This window comes from Microcystis sp. M_QC_C_20170808_M3Col, assembly GCF_007095505.1.
In the GTDB taxonomy this organism is placed as follows: Bacteria; Cyanobacteriota; Cyanobacteriia; order Cyanobacteriales; family Microcystaceae; genus Microcystis.
On sequence record NZ_SFBY01000116.1, the window covers coordinates 1 to 8,277 of the forward strand.

At 44.1% G+C, this 8,277-nt stretch carries 8 protein-coding genes and 1 pseudogene; 4 read left to right on the forward strand and 5 right to left on the reverse strand.

Going from position 1 to position 8,277, the window contains the following annotated elements:
• A pseudogene (locus tag EWV84_RS05645) lies at positions 1-238 on the reverse strand (hypothetical protein); the annotation flags it as partial.
• A 53-nt stretch (positions 239-291) separates the two neighbouring features.
• Here EWV84_RS05645 and psb32 point away from each other — a divergent pair.
• The 3 genes from psb32 to EWV84_RS05660 all read left to right on the forward strand — a co-directional run bounded on the left by psb32 (position 292) and on the right by EWV84_RS05660 (position 2,761).
• Entirely contained in the window at positions 292-975 is a 684-nt protein-coding gene (gene psb32 / locus EWV84_RS05650; RefSeq protein ID WP_286825977.1) for a photosystem II repair protein Psb32, read from the forward strand.
• Between the two features lie 144 nt (positions 976-1,119).
• Positions 1,120-1,719 (forward strand): hypothetical protein, encoded by a 600-nt coding sequence (locus EWV84_RS05655; RefSeq protein WP_287077043.1) that lies wholly within the window; start codon positions 1,120-1,122, stop codon positions 1,717-1,719.
• A 223-nt stretch (positions 1,720-1,942) separates the two neighbouring features.
• On the forward strand, positions 1,943-2,761 hold the full coding sequence (locus EWV84_RS05660; protein ID WP_287077044.1) for a transglutaminase-like domain-containing protein: 819 nt from the start codon (positions 1,943-1,945) through the stop codon (positions 2,759-2,761).
• A 259-nt stretch (positions 2,762-3,020) separates the two neighbouring features.
• Here the strand turns inward: EWV84_RS05660 and EWV84_RS05665 are convergent, their stop codons facing one another.
• Positions 3,021-3,827 carry a DUF8623 domain-containing protein gene (locus EWV84_RS05665; protein WP_286825974.1) on the reverse strand — a complete coding sequence of 269 codons (807 nt, stop codon included), beginning with the start codon at positions 3,825-3,827 and terminating at the stop codon, positions 3,021-3,023.
• A gap of 81 nt (positions 3,828-3,908) precedes the next feature.
• On the opposite strand from EWV84_RS05665, the gene murG reads away from it, so the two are divergent.
• Positions 3,909-4,982, forward strand: a complete 1,074-nt coding sequence (murG, locus tag EWV84_RS05670) for an undecaprenyldiphospho-muramoylpentapeptide beta-N-acetylglucosaminyltransferase (RefSeq protein WP_287077048.1) — start codon at positions 3,909-3,911, stop codon at positions 4,980-4,982.
• Here the strand turns inward: murG and EWV84_RS05675 are convergent.
• The 3 genes from EWV84_RS05675 to EWV84_RS05685 form a co-directional block, all read right to left on the reverse strand.
• The gene (locus EWV84_RS05675; RefSeq protein ID WP_287077050.1) at positions 4,964-5,554 is read right to left on the reverse strand and encodes a Uma2 family endonuclease; all 591 of its coding nucleotides are present in this window, start codon (positions 5,552-5,554) and stop codon (positions 4,964-4,966) included. The genes murG and EWV84_RS05675 overlap by 19 nt on opposite strands.
• Positions 5,555-5,589: 35 nt before the next feature.
• Positions 5,590-6,450, reverse strand: coding sequence for a fructosamine kinase family protein (locus EWV84_RS05680; protein ID WP_287077053.1), 861 nt, complete (start codon positions 6,448-6,450; stop codon positions 5,590-5,592).
• 124 nt (positions 6,451-6,574) lie between these two features.
• Positions 6,575-7,864: a M16 family metallopeptidase gene (locus EWV84_RS05685; protein ID WP_287077054.1), complete on the reverse strand. Its 1,290-nt coding sequence runs from the start codon at positions 7,862-7,864 to the stop codon at positions 6,575-6,577.
• Positions 7,865-8,277 lie beyond the last annotated feature (413 nt).

Genomic DNA, 8,277 nt, shown 5'->3' on the forward strand with positions numbered 1-8,277 from the left:
CACTTCCCCACTTCCCCACTTCCCCACTTCCCCACTTCCCCACTTCCCCACTTCCCCACTTCCCCACTTCCCCACTTCCCCACTTCCCCACTTCCCCACGTCCCCACTTCCCCACTTCCCCACGTCCCCACTTCCCCACTTCCCCACTTCCCCACTTCCCCACTTCCCCACTTCCCCACGTCCCCACGTCCCCACTTCCCCACTTCCCCACTTCCCCACTTCCCGTCTCCCGACTCAAAAAACAGGAAACTTTTCCCCTATTATGTTCTATAGGAATTTTACCGAATCAATATGCTCAAATTATTAGCTTCTCTCCTTCTCTCCTGCTGTGTAGCCTTGGGTGTTTCCCTATCACCGGCTGCTGCCATGGGAGTCTATGACCTCCCTATTTTAAGCTCCGGAGCGCCCACTTATGTGGTCGATCCCGTTTCGGCCATTAGTGCCGCTAACGAAGGAAAATTAAATAAAGATCTGAAAAACCTCGCCGAAAAAACCGGCCAGGAAGTGAGAATGGTGGTAGTCCGGCGCTTGGATTACGGTCAAAAAATTGACAATTTAGCCGATGATATCCTGAGAGAATGGTATCCTAACCCCGAGGATCGTGCCAATCAAACTATCATCGTTCTTGATACTTTAACCAATAAAACTGCTATGCGGGTTGGGGAGGAAGCAAAACCCCTATTAACCGATGCTATTGCTGATAGTATCCTCTCGGAAACTATGGCAGTTCCCCTCAAAGATGGGGGAAAATATAATCAAGCTTTACTCGATGCTAGTCGTCGTCTAACGGCGGTACTTTCTGGAGAAGCGGATCCCGGACCGCCGGAAGTAGCGACAATTAATATCGAAAGTACCTTTACTACCGCAGAAGAAACTGACGATAAAAGCGCCACAATTTGGGTGATAGTTTTACTGGTTTTAGCCACAGTAATCCCGATGGCCACCTATTTTTGGTACGCTGGTTTTGGTCGATAAATTAAATTAATGATCTGGGACTGATACAGCTAAAATATTCTCACAGATAACTCAATTCTCAGCCTGTATGAGCAAGATGAAGTAACTTCTAGTAGTAGATTTTAGTTGTGTCAGTTCACCCCATTTGCTTAACATTAATAACTAATGTCTAAACTGGTAAATAAATTACAATCCTATTATCGAGAGGAGGAAGGAACTTACTTAATTGAAATTAAACTTAATCAGTTACAGCAAGTCTTTAATTCTCTCGATCCTTCGCCATTCTTAGATAGAGATTTAGACGATAACGCCGAAAACTATATTATTAACTCTGTGGATGACTTCCCCCTAAATACCCCCCTTAAATTAGTCTTTTATCTTCCCAGTAACGAACAGAATACCGCCCGACATCTGTTACCCTCAGCTTTACATAATTATTTTGACTATCGCCAACAGGGAGAACAAAGAAAATTACGCACAATTTGGCGACAAGGACGCATATCTTTGATAATTGGTCTCTCCTTTCTTTTTGTTTGTTTGAGTCTCAGCGAATTAATTAGTCGTTTTGGCAGCGATACATTTATTCACTTCTTAGAAGAAGGATTATTAATTAGTGGTTGGGTGGCCCTCTGGCGACCTTTAGAAATTTTTCTTTACGAATGGTGGCCCGTCAGTCATCAACAAAAGATTTTTGCTAAACTGGCCTACATCCCCATGGAAATCCGTCTATTAGAGGAACCATCCACCCCCGACTCTTTTCGATAGAGCGAATCCTCCCGATGGCTTGTCTTCAAAGTTACAAAGCTTTTAGTTGAGGCGGTTTATAATAAAAGTAACTCTGTACAAAGCTTATCGGTTTTCAGCCTGGCCATTACTTTCTCCTCAAACTTTTAACCAAGTAGTCGGGCATAACTTTTTTCAGTCTGGCGATTATTTGCGTTTCATCCCGACAAATCCCGACAAAATTACTATCTAGATAGGAGTCCTAATGTTAATCCGTGTTGGTTATGAATTTGGCTTTGATGCCCCCTTACCCGTGGTCATGTTGTTAAAACTTTATTTACATCCCTCAATTTTAGATCAAGTTAGACAATCGGAAAATTTGCAGGTGGAACCGGCAACAAAAATAGAAGAATTTTTAGATAGCTTCGGTAATCGAACCAGTCGTCTAATTTTACCCGACGGACAGATACGCATTCACAATGAAGCAGTTATCGAGAATGAATGGAAACCCGATATCGTTAATTGGAATGCCCAAGAAATTCCTTTAGCAGAGTTACCAACCCAAGTTTTTCCCTACCTAATGAGTAGCCGTTATTGTGAAGTAGATTTGCTTTCGGAAATTGCCTGGGAACTTTTCGGACAAACTCCCCCCGGTTGGGCAAGGGTACAAGCGGTTTGTGATTGGGTTCATAGTCACATTCGTTTTGGTTACGAATACGCGCGGGTGACGAAAACCGCCTATGATGTCTATCGGGAAAGAACGGGGGTTTGTCGCGATTTTAACCATCTAGCTTTGACTTTTTGCCGTTGCTTAAATATTCCCGCCCGTTATGCCTCTGGATATCTCGGGGATATCGGTATTTCTCCCCAACCTCTACCGATGGATTTTAGTGCTTGGTTTGAAGTTTATTTAGACCATCAATGGTACACCTTTGATGCTCGTCATAACACCCCCAGAATCGGGCGGATTTTAATGGCTCGCGGCTTAGATGCCGTCGATGCTTCCCTAACAACGTCTTTTGGTCAAGTAAATTTAACAAAATTTAAAGTATGGACGAGCGATGTTTCCCACCTCTATGGTTAATCAGAGTATTTATAGCGGTTCTCGCATCTGTGAGTTACACTTGAACCTTTGCTGATTAAGCTTTTTAGGATCGATAATGTATCTCTTGTGAACAGGAAACGCTATATTAAACCTCTTGCATAATTAATTTTTGAGGGTTCAAAAACGGCAAAAATAAGGATTAAATTGCCTGAAAGTGCCAGTCATTGGAGTGAACGGGGGGAATAAAACCCTACACCCCACCAACAAGCTTTTTCAGCAAACCCTACTTAGATAAAATTTATTTTTCTACCTTAACCCGTTGAGTAACGACAACAATCCCATCTCCTTGAATTAAAATCGCCGATAACCAACGATTTTCCGGTGTTGCCGGGGCTTTTACCCGCTTAAATAAACCGCCGGACTGTAATAATTCCAATTCTAGAGGCTTTGTATTAATATAACGCTCAATATCTACTTTCTCATCGATCGCCGTTCCGGCCAATAAATCATCCCCTAAAGGTTCGCGGATAATCACATCAAAATCAAATTCTTGACCCACTTTCACCCTTTCGGGAATTCTCACTTGAACACTGGGGGGATTTTTGCCGGTGCTTAACTCAACTCTCTCGCTTAAAATCTCCTGATAAACAAGTTTATTGCCTTGAAATTGTTGACGAGAACGAATCGTAGCATTCATTCCCACCACTCGTCCCTGCACCTTTCCCGTCCCGGTAATTTTAGTAATTGTATTGGCCGTTAACTTATCACCGGAACGACTCCAAGATTCGAGAGTCGTGGTGTATTTTAGATTGTTATAACGTTCCCAAAAATGAGTTAAAACCTTTTTAGTTTTTTCGTAGGTCAAGCCATCGGAATTAGTAAATTTCGGACTATAAAACTCCATTAATTGCTTGATATCTCGCTCGTTAGCCGCCGTTTCGATTTTGGAGATAAGCGTTTTTAAATTAGCCGGAGCAGTTTCTGGCTTTTCGGCTCGCAGGCCGGTAGCGAGGGTGAAAGTTAACCCCAAACCTAACAGCAACGATAGGGAAAAATTGAGGGATTGACGAAAAAATTTATCGGGGATTGTGTTCAAGTTACGCATTAGTGATAGTTTGTGTAAGGATCGATCAATAACTATGGTAGATTATTTCATTCTAGGGCTGAATTTCCCCTCTCTCGAATTATGGCACGCACTCCAACCCGTCTATTGATTGCCGCTAGTGGTACTGGTGGTCATTTATTTCCCGCTTTGGCCCTGGCCGAGCGCTTGCCGGATTACGAGATTGAATGGTTAGGAGTTCCAGACCGTCTCGAACAGTCCTTAGTTCCAAAAACCTATCCCCTGCACACCATCCCCATTGAGGGATTTCAAACCCGTTTGGGGTTAAAAACTCTCAAGATTCTGTTCAGTCAACTGCGGGCCATTTGGCAAGTGCGTAGTTTAATCAAAAAACGTCAGATAGCGGCAGTTTTTACCACCGGGGGTTATATCGCAGGCCCGACCATTTTAGCGGCTCGTTTAGCCAATATTCCCGTCATCCTACACGAATCTAACTACATACCGGGCAAAGTCACGAAAGTTCTCGGTCGCTGGTGCGATACGGTCGCCCTCGGTTTTCAGGGAACCGCCAGCTATTTACCCGGCACTCGCACCACTTGGGTTAGTACACCAGTACGAGAGCAGTTTCTCATTCCCCAGTCCCTAGATTTACCGATTCCAGAGACTGCTTTTTTGATTGTCGTTGCCGGTGGTTCTCAAGGGGCCGTGGCTCTTAATCAAATTGTCCGGCAAAGCGCTCCCCAATGGTTAGAAAAAGGAATTTATATCGTGCATCTCACGGGAGAAAACGACCCCGAAGCGGATAGTTTGCGCCATTCTAACTATTTTTCCCGGCCTTTTTACGAAAATATGGCGGGATTATGGCAAAGAGCTAATCTGGCTATCAGTCGCTCTGGAGCCGGCACTTTAACAGAATTAGCGATCACTTGTACGCCTTCGATTTTAATTCCCTATCCTTTTGCTGCCGAAGACCATCAGTTCTACAATGCCAAAGTTTTCGCTGAAGCTCAAGCCGCTTATCTTTATCGTCAAAATGAGTTAACTGCTCAGTTTTTAAGCGAATTAGTCCTCGATTTATGGTCTAATCCCGAAAAATTGGCCGCCATGGCTCAACAAGCTTCCCATCTAGCCATTAGTGATAGCGCCGATTTATTAGCCGATTTGTTGAGAAGAAAGATTCAAAAAGATAGTTTTTGAAACAAATCAGCCACCGGAAAAGTGAACCCCGGAACCACCTCTTCCCCCTCCAGAAAATCTCCTGATGTTAATAATCGCTGCGGTTCGTACCCGGAACGATAAACTAAGACATAGTGTTGACCCGGACTGATAACCCAGAGCAAACGAGTACCATTGGCAAAATATTCGACAATTTTGTCCTCAATTTCTGCGATTGTACTGCCCAAAGAGAGAATTTCTACCACTAAATCTGGCGCACCTTCTAGAAAACCCGTCGGCAATTCTTCCAATCCTTGCAGACGTTCCTTGGCAAAAAAAGCTATATCGGGAGAACGTTTATTGCCATTTTTCATAGTAAAAGCAGTGCTGGAGTCCAATAATACACCTAGTTTTCGAGATGTTACTAAACCGAATAAAGCAGCACTTAAAAGAATGGCAATATAACCGTGTAAAGCCCCAGAATTACCCATATTAGTTAACTCTCCCTTGACCAATTCGTAACGATTACCATCGTCGGGTAACGCCATAAACTCTGCATCGTTACATACTTTTGTCGCTGGAGTTTTCATCACAGTATTTTCTCGAATAGACATAATTTATCCTCAGCAAAGATTCACAAGTAAAACCCTTAAAGAATTTCCTGTAACATCCGATTGGCCTGGGAAGCGTAACCACCACCAAATAAATTAAAGTGATTGAGAATGTGGTAGAGATTGTAAAGAGTTTTGCGCTGTTGATAACCGCCATCGAGGGGGAAAACATCGTTATAACCCCGATAAAAAGCCGCCGGAAAACCGCCAAAAAGTTCCGTCATGGCTAAATCCACCTCCCGGTCTCCCCAATAGGTGGCAGGGTCTAAAATTACCGGTTCCCCATCGACGGTAATGGCCGCATTTCCCGACCACAAATCACCATGGACGAGGGAGGGATGGGGTTGATGCTGACTCAAAATCTCGCTAATAGCGGGAATAACTTGATCCTCGTCGGGAAAATTGCCGCCGCGCTCCTTCGCAAGTCTTAATTGATAGCCAATACGCTGATGAGCGAAAAAATCCGCCCAACTGTTACTAACGGTATTAATCTGGGGAGTAGAACCAATGGTATTATTACACTGCCAACCAAAGCGATCGGACAGGGAAACTTGATGTAAACGAGCTAAATTTCGCCCCATTTTTTCCCAGCTTTGACTATTGCCACCGCCGAATTCTAGCCACTCTAGCACTAAATAACTAGATTTCTCGGCAATTCCCCAACAAATTGGCTCCGGAACCCTGATAGTCTTGGTAGCGTGAATTTGCTTTAATCCTAAAGCTTCGGCAGCAAACATGGCCTCTTGGTTCGCTTGGTTAATCTTAACGAAATAAATTAAACCATTGCCAGTGACGGCATAACCCTGATTGATACAGCCACCACTAACGGGACGACTTTTCTCAATTTCAAAAGGTTTTTCCGTGGTTTGGGTAATATGTCGAGCAATTTGAGTCCACATGGTTTATCAGAATTCAGGAGTCAGGAGTCGGGTGTTGGGGTGTTAGGGTGTTAGGGTTTTAGGGTGTTAGGGTTTTGGTTGAAATTTCCCCATTTCCCCATTTCCCCATTTCCCCATTCCCTGTTCACTGAATTGGTCTCACCACAACCACACCGTAAGCATTGGGATTTAAATACTCTTGAGAGGCATTTTGAATGTCCTCTAAAGTGAGGGCTTCAATGTGTTGGGGATAACAAAAAGCCGGTTGTAAATCACCGATCTGAGTATGATAATAACCGTAAAGGTTGGCTCGATCGCTCGGTCTTTCGTTGCTAAAAATAAACCGATTGGCCACTTGGGTTTTAACTCGTTCCAGTTCAGAAACTGTCACAGCTTCCTGTTGAATTTGTTCAATCTGTGCTACTACCTCTCTCTCCACTTGCTCGATATTTTCCGAGGCTAATTGGGCCGACACGGAAAACACCCCTTGCACTGTCTGGGACATATTACTGGCAGTTATTTGGGAAACTAAGCCCTTTTCTTGGCGCAGAGACTGAAATAATCGCGATACCTTGCCCTGACCGAGAATAGCCGCTAAAACATCGAGAGGATAGGTTTTTTCTAAGTCTCTCAAACCCGGCACTTTCCAAAATAGGATTAAGCGGGCCTGCTGCAAATTTTCATCCTCGTATTCTTGACGGATAATCTGGTTAAAAGGAGCTTCGGGCTGTAGATTGGCGATAGGATGGGAAATAAGCCCAGAATTGCCCTTACTGCCTAAAGCATATAGAGAATCCCTCACAATAGCCATTAAATCATCTACAGGCAAATTACCCACCACCGCCACCGTCATCCATTCGGGACGATACCAAGTCCGATGAAAATCGCGCATTTGTTGAGGAGTAAGATTTTCAATCACTTCCGTCGGCCCCAACACCGGACGACGATAGGGTAAAACTTGAAAACAAGTCTCCATGGTGCGATAAAAAGTGCGACGACGGGGATTATCCTGAGAACGACGAATTTCTTCTAAAATAACCTGTCTTTCCCGCTCAAAAGCTTCATCGGGAATTAAAGCTTCTAAAACCACTTCTAGCTGGAGCGGGGCCAGATGGGCGAAGTCCTGCGGGGCAGTGGTAATGTAATAATGGGTGTATTCTTGGCTAGTAGCGGCATTAGTCACCGCTCCCCTCGATTCGATCGCCCGTTCAAATTCACCACTGTCTAAGTTACGGGTTCCCTTAAAAACCATGTGTTCGAGAAAATGAGCCATCCCATTGATCTGATCCGATTCTAAGGCCGAGCCGACCTGCAGCCAGACATTGAGATTAACCGCTTCTACCGGTTGACTTTCGGCAATAATCGTTAAACCATTGGCAAGACGGTGCAGAATCGGAGTGTTGAGCGTGGCAGGTTTCCCTAGGATAGCCGTCATTCTTTATTAGTCCTCGGTGATCACTCTGGCAAAAATTGTCACTTTTCTCTATTGTAGTCCCAGACTTTCACAGAGCCAACAAGATCAGGTGTTGGCCAGCAATTCCAAATTCAGAATGTAGCAAAATTGATCGAGGTAGGGTGTCGCTAGCGCCAGTGAACGCACCGTTAATGGAGGCTGCCGGGATATTCATCGAAAATTTGGGTCTGAAACCCCGTCGTTCTACGACGGCTTTACCGTTAAATACTAGCGCATTTACCAAATATATGCTAAAATGTGAGACATGGAAAAAAGCGGCTCTTCGGTAATTGTTATGCAAATAATTAACTTAAAATAAAATTCGATGAGAGTACCTACGCTCAAAAATAGCTGAAACCCATACAGGCAAAAATTTTAGGCACAAACAGGTTAAT

Excerpts from the sequence above, each read along its gene's own strand:
- psb32 (WP_286825977.1), top strand. The coding sequence starts at position 292 with ATGCTCAAATTATTAGCTTCTCTCCTTCTCTCCTGCTGTGTAGCCTTG.
- EWV84_RS05655 (WP_287077043.1), top strand. The coding sequence starts at position 1,120 with ATGTCTAAACTGGTAAATAAATTACAATCCTATTATCGAGAGGAGGAA.
- EWV84_RS05660 (WP_287077044.1), top strand. The coding sequence starts at position 1,943 with ATGTTAATCCGTGTTGGTTATGAATTTGGCTTTGATGCCCCCTTACCC.
- EWV84_RS05665 (WP_286825974.1), bottom strand. The coding sequence starts at position 3,827 with ATGCGTAACTTGAACACAATCCCCGATAAATTTTTTCGTCAATCCCTC.
- murG (WP_287077048.1), top strand. The coding sequence starts at position 3,909 with ATGGCACGCACTCCAACCCGTCTATTGATTGCCGCTAGTGGTACTGGT.
- EWV84_RS05675 (WP_287077050.1), bottom strand. The coding sequence starts at position 5,554 with ATGTCTATTCGAGAAAATACTGTGATGAAAACTCCAGCGACAAAAGTA.
- EWV84_RS05680 (WP_287077053.1), bottom strand. The coding sequence starts at position 6,450 with ATGTGGACTCAAATTGCTCGACATATTACCCAAACCACGGAAAAACCT.
- EWV84_RS05685 (WP_287077054.1), bottom strand. The coding sequence starts at position 7,864 with ATGACGGCTATCCTAGGGAAACCTGCCACGCTCAACACTCCGATTCTG.